General features: G+C 67.6%; 13 protein-coding genes. 8 read left to right on the top strand and 5 right to left on the bottom strand.

The features are described from left to right. The first annotated feature begins 119 nt into the window (after positions 1-119). A complete protein-coding gene (locus tag G6N50_RS09810) occupies positions 120-1,538 on the top strand; it encodes a nitrate/nitrite transporter (protein ID WP_142275594.1) in 1,419 nt (472 codons plus the stop codon). On the opposite strand, the gene G6N50_RS09805 is transcribed toward G6N50_RS09810, so the two are convergent. The 3 genes from G6N50_RS09805 to G6N50_RS09795 form a co-directional block, all read right to left on the bottom strand. After that, entirely contained in the window at positions 1,528-3,480 is a 1,953-nt protein-coding gene (locus G6N50_RS09805) for an acyl-CoA dehydrogenase family protein (RefSeq protein ID WP_083095836.1), read from the bottom strand. The two genes, G6N50_RS09810 and G6N50_RS09805, sit on opposite strands and share 11 nt — an antisense overlap. 101 nt (positions 3,481-3,581) lie before the next feature. Beyond that, positions 3,582-5,987 carry an ATP-binding cassette domain-containing protein gene (locus tag G6N50_RS09800; RefSeq protein WP_163650834.1) on the bottom strand — a complete coding sequence of 802 codons (2,406 nt, stop codon included), beginning with the start codon at positions 5,985-5,987 and terminating at the stop codon, positions 3,582-3,584. 131 nt (positions 5,988-6,118) lie between these two features. Next, complete coding sequence (locus G6N50_RS09795; RefSeq protein ID WP_083099922.1) at positions 6,119-6,607, bottom strand: MarR family winged helix-turn-helix transcriptional regulator; 489 nt, start codon at positions 6,605-6,607, stop codon at positions 6,119-6,121. A 108-nt stretch (positions 6,608-6,715) separates the two neighbouring features. Between G6N50_RS09795 and G6N50_RS09790 the strand changes: the two genes are divergently transcribed. The 4 genes from G6N50_RS09790 to G6N50_RS09775 are packed head-to-tail and all read left to right on the top strand — an operon-like array spanning position 6,716 to position 11,893. After that, a complete protein-coding gene (locus G6N50_RS09790; protein ID WP_197748060.1) occupies positions 6,716-8,758 on the top strand; it encodes an ATP-binding cassette domain-containing protein in 2,043 nt (680 codons plus the stop codon). Next, the gene (locus tag G6N50_RS09785; protein ID WP_083099919.1) at positions 8,755-9,609 is read left to right on the top strand and encodes an energy-coupling factor transporter transmembrane component T family protein; all 855 of its coding nucleotides are present in this window, start codon (positions 8,755-8,757) and stop codon (positions 9,607-9,609) included. Before G6N50_RS09790 ends, G6N50_RS09785 begins: the two co-directional genes overlap by 4 nt. Before the next feature lie 36 nt (positions 9,610-9,645). After that, on the top strand, positions 9,646-10,107 hold the full coding sequence (locus G6N50_RS09780) for an SRPBCC family protein (protein WP_083099917.1): 462 nt from the start codon (positions 9,646-9,648) through the stop codon (positions 10,105-10,107). Continuing rightward, entirely contained in the window at positions 10,100-11,893 is a 1,794-nt protein-coding gene (locus tag G6N50_RS09775) for a sulfatase-like hydrolase/transferase (protein WP_083099916.1), read from the top strand. The genes G6N50_RS09780 and G6N50_RS09775 overlap by 8 nt, the downstream gene beginning before the upstream one ends. Before the next feature lie 11 nt (positions 11,894-11,904). Here G6N50_RS09775 and G6N50_RS09770 read toward each other — a convergent pair whose 3' ends face one another. Next, positions 11,905-12,348, bottom strand: a complete 444-nt coding sequence (locus G6N50_RS09770) for an Lrp/AsnC family transcriptional regulator (protein WP_083099914.1) — start codon at positions 12,346-12,348, stop codon at positions 11,905-11,907. A gap of 122 nt (positions 12,349-12,470) precedes the next feature. Here G6N50_RS09770 and ddaH point away from each other — a divergent pair, with 122 nt between their 5' ends. The 3 genes from ddaH to G6N50_RS09755 are packed head-to-tail and all read left to right on the top strand — an operon-like array spanning position 12,471 to position 16,067. Then, the gene (gene ddaH, locus G6N50_RS09765) at positions 12,471-13,337 is read left to right on the top strand and encodes a dimethylargininase (protein ID WP_083099913.1); all 867 of its coding nucleotides are present in this window, start codon (positions 12,471-12,473) and stop codon (positions 13,335-13,337) included. Further along, a complete protein-coding gene (rocD, locus tag G6N50_RS09760) occupies positions 13,334-14,584 on the top strand; it encodes an ornithine--oxo-acid transaminase (protein WP_083099911.1) in 1,251 nt (416 codons plus the stop codon). The genes ddaH and rocD overlap by 4 nt, the downstream gene beginning before the upstream one ends. A gap of 28 nt (positions 14,585-14,612) precedes the next feature. Beyond that, entirely contained in the window at positions 14,613-16,067 is a 1,455-nt protein-coding gene (locus tag G6N50_RS09755; protein ID WP_083099910.1) for an APC family permease, read from the top strand. Between the two features lie 7 nt (positions 16,068-16,074). Here G6N50_RS09755 and G6N50_RS09750 read toward each other — a convergent pair whose 3' ends face one another. After that, complete coding sequence (locus G6N50_RS09750) at positions 16,075-17,415, bottom strand: ABC transporter substrate-binding protein (RefSeq protein WP_083099908.1); 1,341 nt, start codon at positions 17,413-17,415, stop codon at positions 16,075-16,077. Positions 17,416-17,486 lie beyond the last annotated feature (71 nt).

Below are 17,486 nucleotides of genomic sequence, written 5' to 3'. Positions count from 1 at the left end.
CCATCCTGGACAACCAGTGCCCGGCGGCCACGGCGGAACCCCCGATGCGCTGTGGCGGCCGGACGACCCCGGCATCCACACGTGACGCCCGCGGACACTGACGCTGGAAGGCAGGTTTGATGGGGCGGTCACGACGCATCGCGCACTGGGATCCAGAAGACGACATGGCATGGGAAGCCGGTAACAAGGGCATCGCCCGGCGCAACCTGGTCTGGTCCATCGCGACCATGCACGTCGCGTTTTCCATCTGGTACCTGTGGTCGGTGATGGTGCTGTTCATGCCGCAGTCCGTCTACGGTTTCTCCACCGGCGACAAGCTGTTGGTGGGCGCCACCGCGGCATTGGTGGGGGCGCTTGTGCGGATTCCCTACGCCATGGCCACGGCCCGGCTGGGCGGCCGCAACTGGGCGGTGTTGTCGTCGCTGGTGCTCCTGATCCCTACGGTGGGCGCCATCGTGTTGTTGGCGCACCCCGGCCTGCCGCTGTGGCCGTACCTGGTCTGCGCCGCGTTGACAGGCCTGGGCGGCGGAAACTACGCGGCTTCGCTGGCCAACGTCGAATCCTTCTTTCCCCAGCGTCGCAAGGGCTTCGCGCTGGGTCTGACCGGCGGAATCGGCAATCTGGGCGCGGCGAGCATCCAGGCCGTCGGGTTGGTCGTCCTGGCCACCGCGGGAAACCAGGCGCCGTACTGGGTGTGCGCCGTCTACCTGGTGCTTTTGGCCGTTGTCGGGGTCGGCGCCGCGCTGTTCATGGACAACCTGGACCACGTCATCGACGTTGCTCACGTGCGCTCCGTACTTTCGGTTCCTGATACCTGGGGAATCTCGTTCCTCTACATGTGCGCCTCGGGCTCGTTCATCGGGTTCGCGTTCGCGTTCGGCCAGGTGATTGCGCACAACCTGATCGCCGGCGGGCAGACCCACGGGCAGGCGGCGCTGCATGCCGCCGAGATCGCCTTCATCGGACCGCTGCTCGGATCGGTGGCGCGGGTTATCGGCGGCAAGCTGGGGGACCGCTTCGACGGCGGCCGCGTCACCCTCACCGTGCTGGTCGCGATGATCGTCGCCGGGGGGTTCTTGGTGGCGGTCAGCACCCACGACGACCTGACCCGCGCCCCGGGCGCACCGGTGTCGCTCTACACGACCGCGGGCTACATCGCCGGATTCATCGCCCTGTTCATCTTCTGCGGCGTCGGCAAGGGATCGGTATTCAAGCTCATCCCCTCGATCTTCGCCGAGCGCAGCCGCGCGCTGAACCTCACCAACACCGAGCGCCGCCACTGGGAACGCGCCAGGTCGGCGGCGTTGATCGGGTTCGCCGGATCGTTCGGCGCACTCGGCGGCATGGTGATAAACCTGGCGCTGCGGGAGTCATACGCCACCGCCGGCACCGAAACGCCTGCGTTTTGGGCTTTCACGATCTGCTACGTCGCCGCGGCGATGTTGACCTGGGCGAGGTACGTGCGGCCACAGCGGGCCTACCAGGTGCCGGGCCGGCCGGGCTGGGAGGCGATCGCCGACCAGCCCGTCAACTCGTGAGGGCCTCGGACAGATTCTCCGGATGCAGCATCTCCGCGTAACGCAGCTGCTCTGGGACCCCGAAACCGTCGACCACCGTCTCGGCGTGCGGGCGCAGCGCCCGGCAGCGATCGTTGATTCCCCGGGTGACCGCCTTGGCGCGCTCGGTGGACAGGTAGCGGTGCTCGATGTACCAGGCCTTGTCGTCCTCGATCACCGAGAGCGCGTACAGGTCGCACAAGATGCCGAGTAGTTCGCGGGCCTCCTCGTCGGGGCATGCGTCGATCCCGGCGACGAATGCCTCGAGCACGACGCGGTCGATGTGCGCGCTGGCCGCGTGTATTACGTGGTCCTGCACCGAGTTGAACGCGTCGAATTCGGACATCTCTTTGGATTTGGCCTGCAGCCGGCGTGCCACGGAGGCCAGCAGGTATTCCTCGCGGTCCTCGAACATCTTGATCTGGGTGCCGCGGTTGAACAGGCTGCCCTCTTCCTCGCTGTCCTGGCGGGCATCCACGATGGTTTGGATGATCGCTTCTGCCGCAGTGCGTTTGACGACGCGTTCGCCAACGGTGTTGGCGGCGAAGCGAACCCATTCGACCGGGCTCATGCTCTTGATGTCGTCGGCGTAGGCGGTCAGCAGCTCCTTGGCCACCAGCTGGGTCAGCACGTGGTTGTCGCCCTCGAACGTGGTGAAGACGTCGGTGTCGCCCCGTAGCCCGATCAGCCTGTTCTCGGCCATGTAGCCGGCGCCGCCGCAGGCCTCGCGGGACTCTTGGATCGCGCGGCTGGCATGCCAGGTGTTGGCGGCCTTCAGCCCGGCGGCACGCGCTTCCAGTTCGCGCTGCTCGTCCGCGTCGGGCGCGTCCGCGCTCTGCACGTCATGACACTTGCCGACCAGCTCGTTCTGCGCGAACTGCAGCGCGTACGACTTGGCGATCAACGGAAACAGTCGCCGCTGGTGCACCAGGTAGTCCATGATCAGCACCTCGGAACCGTCATCGGGTGCGCTGAACTGCCTGCGCTGCAATGCATATCGGGTGGCGATATCCAACGCCACCCGGCCGGCGGCGCCGGCGCTGCCGCCCACGGTGATCCGTCCGCGGACCAGGGTGCCCAACATGGTGAAGAACCGGCGGTTCGGGTTGTCGATCGGCGAACTGTACGTGCCGTCGGCCGCGACGTCGCCGTACTTGTTCAGCAGGTTGACCCGCGGGACGCGGACGTGGTCGAACACGATGCGGCCGTTGTCGACGCCGGGCAGTCCGCCCTTGTATTCGCAGTCCGACGTGGTGACGCCGGGCAGGTCGTTGCCGTCCTCGTCGCGGATCGGGACCAGGACGCAGTGCACACCGTGATTGACCGGCTTGCCGTCCTCAGTAGTGATCAGTTGCGCGAAAACGGCTGCCATGGTTGCGGTTTCGGCGGCGCCGCCGATGTAGTCCTTGCGGGCCGACGGGGTGGGGGAGTCGATGACGAACTCTTGGGTCTGCGCGTCGTAGGTCGCGGTGGTCTCCAGCGACTGCACGTCGCTGCCGTGTCCGGTCTCGGTCATCGCGAAACAGCCGCGCAACTCCAGGCTGATGATCTTGGGCACGTAGGTCTCGTGGTGGCGCTCGGTGCCCAGATTCTCCACGGCCCCGCCGAACAACCCCCACTGCACGCCGGCCTTCACCATCAGCGACAGGTCCGACATCGCCAGCATCTCGATCATCGTGATCGCCGCACCGACGTCGCCGGTGCCGCCGTGTTCTTTCTTGAAACTGTCGGCCGCCGCGCCGAACGCCGCCATGATTCGCATCTGCTCCGCCACCTTGGTGCGGGCGATCACGGTGTTCGGTGTGTAGTGCGGGCGGAACAGGTCCTCGGTGAGGGTGTCGCGCATCCGGTTTCTGACATCGCGCCAGCGCCCGTCCAAGGCGTTGCGCAGGTACTCGGCAGTGGTAGTCGTTTCAGGCGCCATAAGCCGACAGTAATGGGCGGTTCGGGTCGCAGGCGAACATCGACGACAGTTCATGTCGGCGAAGGAAATGCCGCGACGGCCGCAACCGCTGGCGACCGAACTCAGCGCTCGGGGTGCCGGGCTTGCGGGGGTTCGCGATCCGAGGGCGGGTTGCGGTTTCCGCCGAGGGGCGAGCGCAGCCGGTACAGCGTGAACCCGGCCGCGATCACGCCGAACAGCACGAGCATCCCCATGTCGAACACCCACCAGCCGCTGTAGTGGGTCCACGTCAACGCGTTTGCGGCCAGGGAGTCGACCCTGCGCAGATTCGTGGTGGACGCCGCGGCCGCGAAACCCCACTGGGCCGGCACGAACCAGCTGATCTGCTGCAGGCCCCACACGCTCACCAGCTGCACCAGGCTCCCATTGAACAGCGCAGACGCCAGGATCACCGGAATCACCAGCGGCAGGACCTCCCGCAGCGACTTCCCCAGCGACGACAGCGCGAGGCCGATGACCGCGGATACGATCGCGGTGACGGCCACACTCACGTACAGCTCGACCGTGGCGTTGTGCAGCAGGACGGCGCTGTGTCCCGGCTCGCCCTTGACCGCGATGACGATCGCGAACACGGCGGCCGTCCACACGGCCGCGGTCAGGGCGTACACGGTGATCTTGGCGGCGAGGTAGGCCGGCGCGGACAGACCGACCTCCTGCTCGCGCCGGAAGATGCGATGCTCGCAAACCAGGGCGTGGACGGTCAGCGCGGTGCCGATGATTACCGCGGCGATGTTGAAGGCGGCCAGGATCTCGATGGCCTCGTGCGCGTTGGTGTTGCCCGGGTCGGGCCGCGTCAGCCCGGAACTCCCCGGGATCAGCAGGGCCAACCCCGCCAACACGAACGGCAGGATCGCCAGGAATGCGAAGTAGATGCGATCGCCGAGGAGTAGGTGGACCTCGCGTCGGGCCAGCAACCGGATCTGCCGGCCAGGCGGCAGCCCGGGCGGCGGTGGCCACGGCGCCGCGACGTCCGGCGGCGTGGTCGGTGCCGCCGTCTGCGACCACGTACGAAAGGCGCGGTGGGCTCCCTCGGGATCGGCGCCGACCTGCCCGAGGACTCTCGACCAGTCGCTGGTGCCCAGCGCGGACTCGATCTGCAGGGGCGTTCCGAGATACGCCGGTTTGCCCGCGGCGGTGAGCACCAGCGCCTGGTCGCACGCGTTGACGTCGGTGAGCGAGGTGCGTGCCGAGATCGCGACCACGACGGCGCAGCCGATATTGGCCTGGTGCCGTAGGACCGCCATGACGTGACGTTGTTGGGCCGCATCCAGTCCGGCGGTGGGTTCGTCGACCACGAGCAGACTCGGCCGGGTGATCAGCTCGACCGCCAGGGCGGTGCACCGGCGCACCTCGGGTGAGAGTCGGCGGATTCGGGTGTCCCGGTGCGGCGTCAGCCCGAGTTCGTCGAGGACTTGGCTGACCACGCGGTCGCGTTGCTCGGGCACGGTGTCCGGTGGCAGCCGCATGTCGGCGGCATACTGCACCGCTTGCGCGACGGTGAGCTGCCGGTGCAGGCGGTCGTCTCGCGTGACCACCCCGATGCGGGTACGCATGGATTCCGGTTCGGCGTGGACGTCGTGTCCGTCCACGGTGATGCGCCCAGAGCTGAGTTTCCTGGTGCCGGCCAGCAGCGCGAGCAGCGCGGAATTACGTGCGGCCGACGGCCCGATGACCGCGGTCATGGCGCCGGGACGCACGGTGAACGAGATGCCCGACAGCGTCTCGTGCCCGTCGACCGTCAGCCCCAGCTGGTAGGCGGTCGCCCCGGTGGTGCGCGACGCGGATCGCAGCGGCAGGCGATAGGTGGAGTTGGGTTCCTCGGTGCGGAAGGAGGGGCGCTGGGCGCGCAGCTTGCTGGTCACCATGCGCTCGATCAGACTCGGGCCCTTGTGCTGCTCGTGGTCCGCGGCGGGCGGGGTCATCGGCGCGACCGGTGGCTGAGCCGGGGGCGCCGCGGGTGGGGGCGCCGCTGCAGGGGGAGGTGGTGGCGGCGGGCCGGGCTGCTGGGCGGCGGGCGGTGGGGGCGCGACGACGGGCATGCGCTGGGTGGCGCTCTGGGTGGGTATCCGCGGGTCGGGCTCGTTCGGGCGACCCGGCTGCGGCGCTGCGGGCGGTCCGGGTGGTGTGGCCGCCGGCGCGGTTTGAAAGGCCAGGCGCGGACCGCGCTGGGGGTCCTCGATGGTGATCCCCAGCCCGTCGCGGATCTCGACCGTCGGCACCCGGGATCCGTTGACGAAGATGCCGCGGCGGCTCAGATCAATGGCCACCCACTGAGTTCCCGTGAACCGCAGGATCACGTCCACGCGCGGCGCCGGCGGCGGTTGCGGGGGATTGCCCAGGCGCTCCAGCGGGAGGTCACATCCCGGGCCGTAGCCCACCACCACGTCGCGGCCCGGGGTGAAGACATACCTCGTCGGTCCGGCCCATACGGTCAGCGAGGCCGCAAGGGCCGAAGCCTCGGTCGGCATGGCCGTCTACCTTTCGTCGCCGGTCAGCTCGATGTGTCTCGCCGTCAGGACCGCCCCGCCTCATGCACCGGGCGCCGTGCTCGCTTACGTGTCTACCCTCGCCCCAGCTCCAGTTACCAGGCTCGCGCCGTTCACAGCGTGTTGCGGCGGCCCGCGAGGGAGGTGGCGAGCGAGGCGTTGTCGAGGAGTCCGCGCAACACGTCGACCGCTTGCATCAGCACCTGACGATCGTTGGGGTCGAGCAGCGCCAATTGCGGTTCGATCGCGGCGGCGCGGTCGGCCCGGACCGCGTTGAGCGTGCGCCTGCCCTCGGCTGTGATGCGGATTCGGACCGCGCGCGCATCTCCCGGGTCGACCATCCGGGTGACCAGGCCAGCCTCCTCGAGTCGGCGCACCTGCGTCGTCATCGTCGGCTGCGAGCAGTGATCGACGGCGGCGAGATCACCGATGCGGGCTTCGCCGTGGGCTTCGATGGTGGCCAGCAGCCTGGCCTGCGCCGCAGGCAACGGCATCTGGATGCGCTGGGTGGCCAGCCGGTTGAGCCGCGCGACCACGGCGAGCAGGTCGGCTCCCAGTCCCTGCGTTCCCTCGAGCTTTGCGGTATCGACGACGTTGTCCATGCATCCATGGTTGCATAGCTTTGCTAAGCGAGGGCGAAAAGACGGCGCGTGCCGCGCAAAACCGGTCTTCAGCGGACACTCCTGCGCCCGGCTGGCAGAATCGCCCAAGTGACCTTGCTGCGTTTTCGGCGATCTGGGGAAGGGTCGCTGCGGCCGAACGAGTTGGCTCAGGCCGCGGTTATGGGGGCCCTCTGTGCCGCGATCGAGATCCTCGCCGCCGTAATCCCATTCGCTCAGGGGCTGGGCGTGCTGGGCACGGTGCCCATGGGGCTGCTGGCCTACCGCTACCGTCCCCGAGCGCTGATGGCCGCGACGGTAGCCGGTGGAGTGATCGCGTTCTTGATCGCCGGGCTGGGCAGTCTGTTCATGCTCATCGATTGCGCCTGGGTCGGCGGATTGTGCGGAATCGTCAAGCGCAAGGGCCGGGGCTTGCCGACGGTAGCCCTGTTGTCGTTGATCGCCGGAGTCCTCTGGGGCGCCGGATGGGTCGCGGTGCTGGCGGTGCTGACCCGGTTGCGGCACTTGTTCTTCGACGTCATCACCGCCAACGCCAACGGGGTCGCGGCATTCCTGAATTGGGTCCACCTGCAGGGTGTCGGCGTTGGGCTGAAGCGGTACGTCGCCGACGGGATACAGCACTGGCCGTTGCTGATTTTCCCCTACATGGTCCTGTTGGTCGTCATCGTGTCGTTCATCAGCTGGTCGGCGCTGTCTCGCCTGTTGGAGCGGATGTGCAAAATCCCTGACGTGCACAAGCTGGATGCCTCCGGCGATCCGCGAACTCAGGGCGCTCCGGTGGGGCCGGTGCCGGTGCGGTTGAACAACGTGCGGTTTCGCTACCCCGGAGCCGAGCGAGACGCGCTGCGCGAGATCAGCCTCGACATCCAGGCCGGCGAGCACATCGCGGTGACCGGCGCCAACGGTTCCGGCAAGACCACGTTGATGCTGATCCTGGCCGGCCGGTCACCGACGGCGGGCAGCGTCGAGCGCCCGGGGACGGTCGGACTCGGCGAGATGGGCGGCACGGCAATTGTCCTGCAGCACCCCAAAAGCCAGGTCCTGGGCACCAGGGTCGCCGACGACGTGGTGTGGGGTTTGCCCCCGGACGCCGAGATCGACGTCGACCAATTGCTGCAAGAGGTCGGCCTCGACGGACTCGCCGAACGCGACACCGGAAGTTTGTCGGGCGGGGAGCTGCAGCGCCTCGCGCTCGCGGCCGCGTTGGCGCGGGATCCCGCGCTGCTCATCGCCGACGAGGTCACCACCATGGTCGACCAGCAGGGCCGAGATGCCTTGCTGGGCGTGCTATCTGGGCTCGCGCAACGGCACCAGACGGCGTTGGTGCACATCACCCACTACGACAACGAGGCCGCATCGGCCGATCGCATCATCAGGCTCAGCGATTCGCCGGACAACACCGCCACGGCCGAGACCGCGACCACGCCGGCGTCGGTCGTCGCCGTCAATCACAGCTCGAGCACACCGGTGCTGGAACTCATCGACGTGGGCCACGAATACGCCAGCGGCACACCGTGGTCCAAGGTCGCCCTGCGCAATATCAGCTGTGTGGTGGAGCAGGGCGACGGGGTGTTGATCCACGGCGGCAACGGCTCCGGCAAATCGACGCTGGCGTGGATCATGGCCGGGCTGACGACCCCGACCAGCGGCACCTGCCTGATCGACGGCGAGCCCACCCACGACCATGTGGGCGAGATAGCGCTGTCCTTTCAGTCCGCCCGGCTGCAATTGATGCGCGATCACGTCGACGCCGAAGTTGCGTCCGCGGCGGGCTTTTCGCACCTCGATGAGGACCGCGTGGCCGAGGCGCTGATGTCGGTCGGGCTGGACCCGGCGATGGGCAAGCGACGCATCGACCAGCTCAGCGGCGGGCAGATGCGCCGTGTGGTGCTGGCCGGGCTGCTGGCCCGCTCCCCGCGGGCGTTGGTCCTCGACGAGCCGCTGGCGGGGTTGGACGTCGACAGCCAACGCGGCCTGCTGCGGCTGCTGGAGAACTTGCGCAGGGAACGAGGTCTGACGGTGGTGGTGATCTCCCACGACATCGTCGGGCTGGAGGAGCTCTGCCCGCGAGCCCTGTTCCTGTGCGACGGAGAGCTGGCGACGGCGTCGACCGCGGCGGGGGGTATGTCGTGACCGCACCCGCGGACACCAAGCCGGCGCCACAACGCACCCGGCGCACCCACCGTCCGGTGGTGTTGTTGGTGCCGGTTCCCGGAACGTCGAAGATCCACCAATTGTGGGCCGGCACCAAACTGTTGGTGGTGCTGGGCGTTTCGATATTGCTGACCTTCTACCCGGGCTGGGCGACCATCGGGCTGATGCTGGTCTTGCTGATCACCGCGGCCCGGCTCGCCCACATTCCCCGCGGCGCGCTCCCCTCGCCGCGGCGCTGGATATGGATCGCCCTGGCGGTGGGCGCCATAACCGCCGCGCTGGGGGCCGGTAGTCCGGTGATCGAGATAGCCGGGGCCCACATCGGGCTGGGCGGAACCCTGCACTTCGTCCGGGTGACCACGCTGTCGATCGTGTTGATCGGGCTGGGCGCGATGTTGTCGTGGACCACCAACGTCGCCGAAATGGGGCCGGCGCTGGCGGCTTTGGGCCGGCCGTTGCGGTGGCTGCGGATCCCGAGCGACGAATGGGCCGTCGCCCTGGCGCTTGCGTTGCGTGCGTTCCCGATGTTGATCGAGGAGTTCCAGGTGCTTTATGCGGCCCGGCGACTGCGCCCCAACCAGGAACCGCGGAATCGCAGGGCCCGCCGTCGGCAACAGGCCCGGGACATGATCGATCTCCTCACCGCGGCAATCGTTGTGACGTTGCGACGGGCCGACGAGATGGGCGACGCGATCACCGCCCGGGGTGGCATCGGCCAGCTTGCGGCCGCGCCGGCGCGACCGCAACTCGCGGACTGGGTGGCGCTCGGCATCACCTTCGCCACCGGTGCCATCGGCGTGCTGATCGACTCGATATGGCAATTCGTTTAGGCACATCGTTGTCTGGCCCTCGCGCAGCGTGAGCAGATGACCGACATCCAGCGCGCGCGCACCATCGCGGCTCCGCTCGAGGACATCTGGAATGTGCTGGCGGACTTCGGCTCGCTGAGCTCGTGGGCCGCCAACGTCGACCACTCGTGTGTCCTGCACTCCGGTCGGAACGGACAGCCCGTCGGCACCGCCCGCCGGGTCCAGGTCAAGCGGGACGCCCTGGTCGAGCACATCACCGAATTCGAGCCGCCCCGCGCCCTCGCCTACGACATCGACGGCCTGCCCGGCCGCCTGCGCAGGGTCGCCAATCGCTGGACGCTGGCACCGGCGGGCGGCGCGCCCTCCCCCGAGACCCGGGTGACGCTGACCAGCACCGTCGAAATCGGTTCTGGCCCAACTCCCAAACTCGCCGAGCGAGTCCTGTGTCGCTTCCTTGCCCGACAGTCCGACACGATGCTCGCCGGGCTGGCGAACCGATTGGAGAACGGCCGTGTCTGATCGCCCCGATGTCGTCATCGTGATGACGGACGAAGAACGCGCGGTGCCGCCATACGAGGCGCCCGACGTGCTGGCGTGGCGCGATCGGACACTGTCCGGACGCAAGTGGTTCGAGGATCACGGCATCAGCTTTGGTCGCCACTACACCGGCTCGCTGGCCTGCGTGCCCAGTCGCCCAACGATTTTCACCGGGCACTACCCCGATCTGCACGGGGTCACCCAGACCGACGGTATCGGAAAGGCCGCCGACGATTCGCGCATGCGATGGCTGCGCCGGGGCGAAGTGCCCACGCTGGGCAACTGGTTTCGCGCGGCCGGGTACGACACCCACTACGACGGCAAATGGCACATTTCGCATGCCGACCTCACCGACCCGGCGACAGGTCGCTCATTGGCCACCAACGACGATAACGGAACCGTCGATGCCGACGCGGTGTGCCGTTACCTGCAAGCCGATCCGCTTGCGCCGTTTGGCTTTTCCGGCTGGGTCGGCCCGGAGCCGCACGGGGCGGCGCTGGCCGACGCGGGCATTCGCCGCGATCCGCTGATCGCCGATCGCGTCGTCGCCTGGCTCACCGACCGCTACGCCCGGCGTCGCGCGGGCGATCCCGCCGCGCTGCGGCCGTTCCTTTTGGTGGCCAGCTTCGTGAATCCCCACGACATCGTGCTGTTTCCGGCATGGTCGCCGCGGGGACCGGTCAAGCCGTCACCGCTGGATCCACCGCCGATACCCCCGGCCCCGACCGCGGACGAAGACCTGTCCACCAAGCCGGCCGCTCAAATCGCCTTCCGCGAGGCGTATTACTCCGGGTACGGCCCGGCGCCCGCGATCGGCTGGACCTACCGGCGCAACGCGCAGCGCTACCGCGACCTGTACTACCGATTGCATGCCGAGGTCGACGGACCGATCGACCGGGTGCGGCGGGCGGTCACCGAGAACGGTTCGCGCGACGCGGTGCTGGTGCGAACGGCCGATCACGGCGACCTCCTCGGGGCTCACGGTGGGCTGCACCAGAAGTGGTTCAACCTCTATGACGAAGCCACCCGCGTTCCGTTCGTCATCGCGCGCATCGGCGAGCGCCGCACCCAGCGCCGGGTGGTCGAGGCGCCGACCTCGCATGTGGATTTGGTCCCGACGTTGCTGGCCGCCGCCGGCATCGACGTGGCGGCCGTCGCGGCCGCGCTGACAGAGTCGTTCTCCGAAGTGCACAAGCTCCCGGGCCGCAACCTCATGCCGATCGTCGACGGCGCTGCTGCCGACGAAACCCGGGCCGTTTACCTGATGACCCGCGACAACATGCTCGAGGGAGACAGCGGGGCGTCCGGCCTGGCGCGCCGACTGAGGCGGACCGTGAATCCGCCTGCGCCACTGCGTATCCGGGTGCCGGCTCACACCGCGTCGAATTTCGAGGGACTCGTCGTCCACGTCGACGACGCGACGGCCGCCGGTGGCGGCGGGCACCTGTGGAAGCTGGTTCGCACCTTCGACGACCCGGGCACGTGGACCGAACCTGGAGTGCGTCACCTGGCGGCCAACGGGCTCGGGGGAGAGGCCTACCGGACGTCGCCGATCGACGACCAATGGGAGCTGTACGACCTGACCGCCGACCCGATCGAAGCAATCAACCGTTGGACCGATCCGCATCCGCACGACCTGCGCCAACATCTGCGCACCCAACTCAAACAGACCCGGGCCGCTTCCGTTCCCGAACGAAACAATCCGTGGCCGTATGTATCTCGCCGATCAACGCGCCCAAGGCCGTCCCGGCTGCGCCGTCGACGCTGACCGGCCGGGGGTTACGGCCCCCGGTCGATGAGATTGGACAACACGACGATGCTTTCACTGCGTTCGATGTCGGCGCTGGATCGGATTCGCTCCAGGGCCGTCTCCAGGTGCCGCATGTCGCGGGCCAGCACATGCAGGATCGCGTCCGGGGTGCCGGTCACCGTCGCAGCGCTGAACACCTCGGGAATGTCCACCCAGGCCGCCCGCAGCTCGTCGGGCGCGATCCGGCCGTGGCAGAACACCTGCACGTAAGCCTCGGTGTTCCAGCCTAGTGCGTTGCGGTCGATGACTGTGGTGAAGCTCTTGATGACGCCGCTGTCCAGCATCCTGTCGACGCGCCGCTTCACCGCTGGCGCAGACAAATTCACCTTCTCGCCGATCTCGGCGAAAGTGGCCCGCGCATGCTCGGTCAGCTCCGCGAGGATGCGTTCGTCGGTCTCATCCAGGCGATCCATGGCGCTCCTTCCCCGCTGTAGACAACAAATCACCGATATTGAGACTGTGACGCAATGAATCGAGCATAGACACGCAATATACGTCGTTTGATTAACCATAAGCGCCCAAATATTGTTGATTCATGACGGAACAGCATGTGGTAGCGCCGCGAATCGCGGCGCGGTTGGGCGGGTCCGCCACTCTCGGCCGCACGTCGAGCGTCCGCCACTACGCCATGACGCCGCCGGCCTTCTTCGCGGTCGAGTACGCGATCAACCCCTGGATGGATACCACCACATCCGTCGATGCTGTTCTCGCACAAGCACAGTGGGAGAACTTGCGTGCGACCTATCTGCGGCTGGGGCATCACGTAGATGTGGTCGAGCCCGCGGCCGGGCTGCCGGACATGGTGTATGCCGCCAACGGCGGGTTCATCGCGCAAGATGTCGCGATCGTCGCCAGGTTCCGGTTCGCCGAGCGGGCCGGCGAATCGCGGGCTTACGCTCGGTGGATGTCGTCGCTCGGCTATCGGCCGGTGCGCACCCGTCACGTCAACGAAGGGCAAGGCGACCTGCTGAAGGTCGGCAACATCGTGTTGGCCGGCTGGGGATTTCGCACCGACCGGCGCGCGCATCCGGAAATCTCCGCGGCGCTGCGGGCACCGGTGATCTCGCTGGAGCTGGTGGACCCTCGCTTCTATCATCTCGACACCGCCTTGGCCGTTCTCGACGACCGCGCCATCGCCTTCTACCCGCCGGCCTTCAGCGCAGCGAGCCAAGACCAGCTGGCCGCGCTGTTCCCGGATGCCATCATCGCCGACACGGCCGATGCCTACGTGCTGGGCCTCAACGTCGTATCGGACGGTCTGCACGTGGTACTGCCCGCTGCGGCAACGGGTTTTGCTACGCAATTGCGTCAAGCCGGCTTCGAGCCGATCGGTGTCGATTTGTCCGAGCTGCTCAAGGGCGGCGGTTCCGTCAAGTGCTGCACATTGGAGGTATTTCCATGACGATTCTCGATGCGCAGACATCGCAGAAGGTCACCGCCAACCGAATCGAGACCGCCATCAGGCTGGTGGAAAGGCGAGCGGCGCACAACTATTCGCCGCTTCCCGTGGTCGCCGCAAGCGCCGACGGCGCGTGGATCACCGACATCGACGGTCGGCGTTACCTAGATTGTCTGTCCGCCTATTCCGCGGTGAATTTCGGACACCGCAACCGCGAGATCACCGCCACCGCACATGCGCAACTCGACACGGTCACGTTGGTCAGCCGCGCATTTCATTCCGACAAGCTCGGTCCGTTCTGCGCCGCCCTCGCCTATCTGTGCGACAAGGACATGGTGTTGCCGATGAACTCGGGTGCCGAGGCCGTCGAAAGCGGTCTCAAAGTCGCCCGCAAGTGGGGCGTCGACGTCAAGGGCGTTCCCGCGGAGCAGGCCAACATCATCGTGGCCGACAACAACTTCCACGGCCGCACGATCAGCATCGTCAGCTTCTCCTCGGACCCGGCGGCGCGGAATGGATTCGGGCCCTTCACGCCGGGATTCCGTTCGGTGCCGTTCGGGGATGCCGCCGCGCTTGCCCAGGCGATCGATGACAACACCGTCGCGGTGCTGTTGGAGCCGATCCAGGGTGAAGCCGGAATCATCGTCCCGCCCGACGACTATCTGCCGTCCGTCCGTGCGCTGTGCAGTGAACACAACGTGCTGATGATCGCCGACGAGATCCAGTCGGGCCTGGCCCGCACCGGCTACACCTTCGCCTGCGACCGGTGGCGGGTGGTCCCCGATGTCTACCTGCTGGGCAAGGCGCTGGGTGGTGGGGTGGTGCCGCTGTCGGCGGTGGTGGCCGACCGTGACGTCCTGGGTGTGCTGCACCCTGGCGAACATGGCTCCACCTTCGGCGGCAACCCCCTGGCCGCCGCGATCGGCACCACCGTGGTGTCCATGCTGGCCCGCGGCGAATTCCAAGCCCGGGCGACCGCGCTGGGGGCGCACCTGCATCGGCGGCTGCGAGGGCTGATCGGGCACGGCGTCCAGGAGGTGCGGGGCCTAGGTTTGTGGGCCGGCGTCGACGTCGATCCACCGCTGGGCACCGGCAAGGAGATGAGCCTGCGGCTGCTCGACCGCGGTGTATTGGTGAAAGACACCCACGGTTCGACGCTGCGCTTCGCTCCGCCTTTGGTGGTCACCGCCCAGGAGATCGACTGGGCGGTCGGCCAGCTTGCTGCGGTGTTGCGGGAGGCTGCCTCATAATCAGCTGATCCGGCAACAGGAGGGGCAATTGCCAGCCACGTCGATCAGCCTGAAAGAGCAGCTGCTGCGGCGGCGCCCGGCGGTGGGCGCACACGTCGCGCACGGGGCCGCTGACCATCTCAAGCGCGGTATCGGGACCTTCCAGCTGACCATGTTCGGGGTCGGCTCGACGATCGGTACCGGCATCTTCTTCGTCATGTCTCAGGCTGTCCCGGAAGCCGGCCCGGGCGTGATCGTCTCCTTCCTTCTCGCGGGCATCGCCGCCGGTCTGGCGACCGTCTGCTATGCCGAATTGGCCTCGGCGGTGCCGGTTTCGGGATCGTCGTATTCCTATGCGTACACCACGCTCGGCGAGATCGTGGCGATGGGCGTGGCGGCTTGTCTGCTGCTGGAATACGGGGTGGCCACCGCCGCGGTCGCGGTCAACTGGAGTGGATACCTGAACAAGCTGCTGAGTAATGTCGTGGGATTCCAACTGCCACATGCCTTGTCGGCGGCGCCCTGGGATGCGCAGCCCGGCTTCGTGAATGTGCCGGCGGGCGTGCTGATCGGGATGTGCGCGTTGCTGCTCATCCGCGGTGCCAGCGAATCGGCGCGGGTCAACGCGATCATGGTGCTGATCAAACTTGGCGTGCTCGTCGTCTTCGTGATCCTCGCCTTCAGCTCCTTCGACGCGCACCAGCTCCACGATTTCGCACCGTTCGGTGCTGCGGGTATCGGTACGGCCGCCGGCACCATCTTCTTCTCCTATATCGGCCTGGATGCCGTGTCCACCGCAGGCGATGAGGTGAAAAACCCGCAGAAAACCATGCCGCGCGCGCTGATCGGCGCGCTGCTGATCGTCACCAGCGTGTACGTCTTCGTGGCGCTGGCCGCGCTGGGCACCCAACCCTGGCAGAACTTCGCCGGCCAGCAGGAAGCCGGGTTGGCCACGATTCTCGACAGCGTGACGCACGGCAGTTGGGCCAGCACGATTCTGGCTGCCGGAGCGGTCATCTCGATCTTCAGCGTCACGCTGGTCACCATGTACGGCATGACGCGGATCCTGTTCTCGATGGGCCGTGACGGGCTGCTGCCGGCAATGTTCGCGACGGTGAACACCCGCACGATGGTCCCGGTGAACAACACCGTGATCGTCGCGGTCGCGGCCTCGGCGCTCGCCGCGTTCATCCCGCTGCAAAAGCTGGCCGACATGGTGTCGATCGGCACGCTCACCGCGTTCGTCGTCGTGTCCGTCGGGGTGATCGTCTTGCGGGTGCGCGAGCCCGACCTGCCGCGGGGATGCAAGGTCCCGGGTTATCCCGTTACGCCAATCCTTTCGGTGATGGCCTGCGGGTATATCCTCGCCAGCTTGCACTGGTACACCTGGATCGCGTTCAGCGGCTGGGTGTTACTGGCGCTGATTTTCTATTTCGTCTGGGGCCGCCACCACAGCGCGCTCAACGACGAGGCGGTCGAACGGTCATCGGGCACGGCCCCGTGACGCGGTCTCACTGGCGTGCCGCGGCGGTGTTCGCCGCGGCCTGGGCCCGCCGCAACGTCACCGCGACATCGCCGCGTCCCAAGAACATTTCGTCGAAGTAGGGTTGTAGGGCGTCATTGCCGGCGGCAAAGCCCGCGCCGCCGGGGGCCGCGATGCGCGGACCCTTGAGCACGGCGAAGAAGGGCGTGACGTCCACCCCTCTGGTGGCCCAGTACCGGAAGTAGACCGGCTGGGCCGATGACACCGCGGGGATGGCGGCACCGTTGCGCCCGAGATATTCGTTGCCCTGCTTGCTGCCCATCCAGGCGAGCACCTGACGCACCGCGTCGGGATGCTTCGTCGCCGCGTTGCCCGCGGCGGCAATGCCGTTGGTGACGCTGACCCGGCCCGCCGGGCCGGTGGGCATCATCGCCACACCCCAGTGGAAGCGGGCGTCGCGGGCCACCGGCGCCAGGTTGTAGGTGCCGGACTGGAACAGCGCCATCCTGCCGGCCAGGAATTGGTTGCGGGAAAAGTCGCCGTTGTCGTTGGTGTCGGCGGCGGGCGGCGCGACGTGGTCGCGGTTGATCAGGTCGACCAGGTACCGGAAGGCCGTTACGGCGGCGGGGTTGTCGAACGCGAAGGTGTCGCCCTTTTGGAACACGCCGCCGGCCGAGCCGATGTAGTTCAGGTAGATGCTCTGGGGGTCATTGGCCGCGTTGTATGCCCACTGCCGCACGCGGCCGGCGTCGAAAGCTGGGGTGTCTCCGCGGTTTCCGTCGGCGTCGACGGTGAGCCGGCCCAGCAGGGGACGCAACGTGTCGTCGCCGTCGGGGCTCCACCGCACGGTGTTGAGCTGGGCGGGATCGACGCCGGCGGCGGCGAGTAGGTCCGCGTTGTAGTACAGCGCGATTCCCGCATCGGTCAGTTGCGGCACGCCCCACAGCGTGCCGTTGCGGGTGAATTGTTCGACGACGGGCCGCTCCCAGTCCGAGGCGGCCTTGGGTCCGAGCATTTCGCCGATGTTCAACAGCCTTCCGCTGTCGGCATACGCGGCAAGGTAGGCGTTGGACAGCCAGAAGATGTCGTCGGCGCTGCCGCCGGCCACGTCGGTGCGCAGGGTGTTGAAGTAGGTGGAATACGACACCAGGTTCAGGTGCACCTCGATGTCGGGGTGGGCGCGGGTGAAGGCCTGGAACGATTCCCGATAGGCCGCGCCGATCTGATCGCCCCAGATGCGCACCGTGACGACGGTCTTGCCGCCGTGGGGCTGGCCGGAGTAATCCAGCAGCGCCGCCGTCGCGGCCAACAGCACCGCCACCAATGCGATCGATCCCGCGACCAACGTGGAAAAGCGGGGCCGGGTCACTGTGCGTGTCCAGATTGCCCTGGTGGTCGTGAATCCGGCGAAAAGACAACCATGGCGGCAATCTCGCCGCG

The organism is Mycobacterium mantenii (assembly GCF_010731775.1).
GTDB classification, from domain to species: Bacteria; Actinomycetota; Actinomycetes; order Mycobacteriales; family Mycobacteriaceae; genus Mycobacterium; species Mycobacterium mantenii.
Note: the sequence above shows the minus strand (reverse complement) of the source record. Positions and strands in the feature narration are given on the sequence as shown.

Excerpts from the sequence above, each read along its gene's own strand:
- G6N50_RS09810 (WP_142275594.1), top strand. The coding sequence starts at position 120 with ATGGGGCGGTCACGACGCATCGCGCACTGGGATCCAGAAGACGACATG.
- G6N50_RS09805 (WP_083095836.1), bottom strand. The coding sequence starts at position 3,480 with ATGGCGCCTGAAACGACTACCACTGCCGAGTACCTGCGCAACGCCTTG.
- G6N50_RS09800 (WP_163650834.1), bottom strand. The coding sequence starts at position 5,987 with ATGCCGACCGAGGCTTCGGCCCTTGCGGCCTCGCTGACCGTATGGGCC.
- G6N50_RS09795 (WP_083099922.1), bottom strand. The coding sequence starts at position 6,607 with ATGGACAACGTCGTCGATACCGCAAAGCTCGAGGGAACGCAGGGACTG.
- G6N50_RS09780 (WP_083099917.1), top strand. The coding sequence starts at position 9,646 with ATGACCGACATCCAGCGCGCGCGCACCATCGCGGCTCCGCTCGAGGAC.
- G6N50_RS09770 (WP_083099914.1), bottom strand. The coding sequence starts at position 12,348 with ATGGATCGCCTGGATGAGACCGACGAACGCATCCTCGCGGAGCTGACC.
- ddaH (WP_083099913.1), top strand. The coding sequence starts at position 12,471 with ATGACGGAACAGCATGTGGTAGCGCCGCGAATCGCGGCGCGGTTGGGC.
- rocD (WP_083099911.1), top strand. The coding sequence starts at position 13,334 with ATGACGATTCTCGATGCGCAGACATCGCAGAAGGTCACCGCCAACCGA.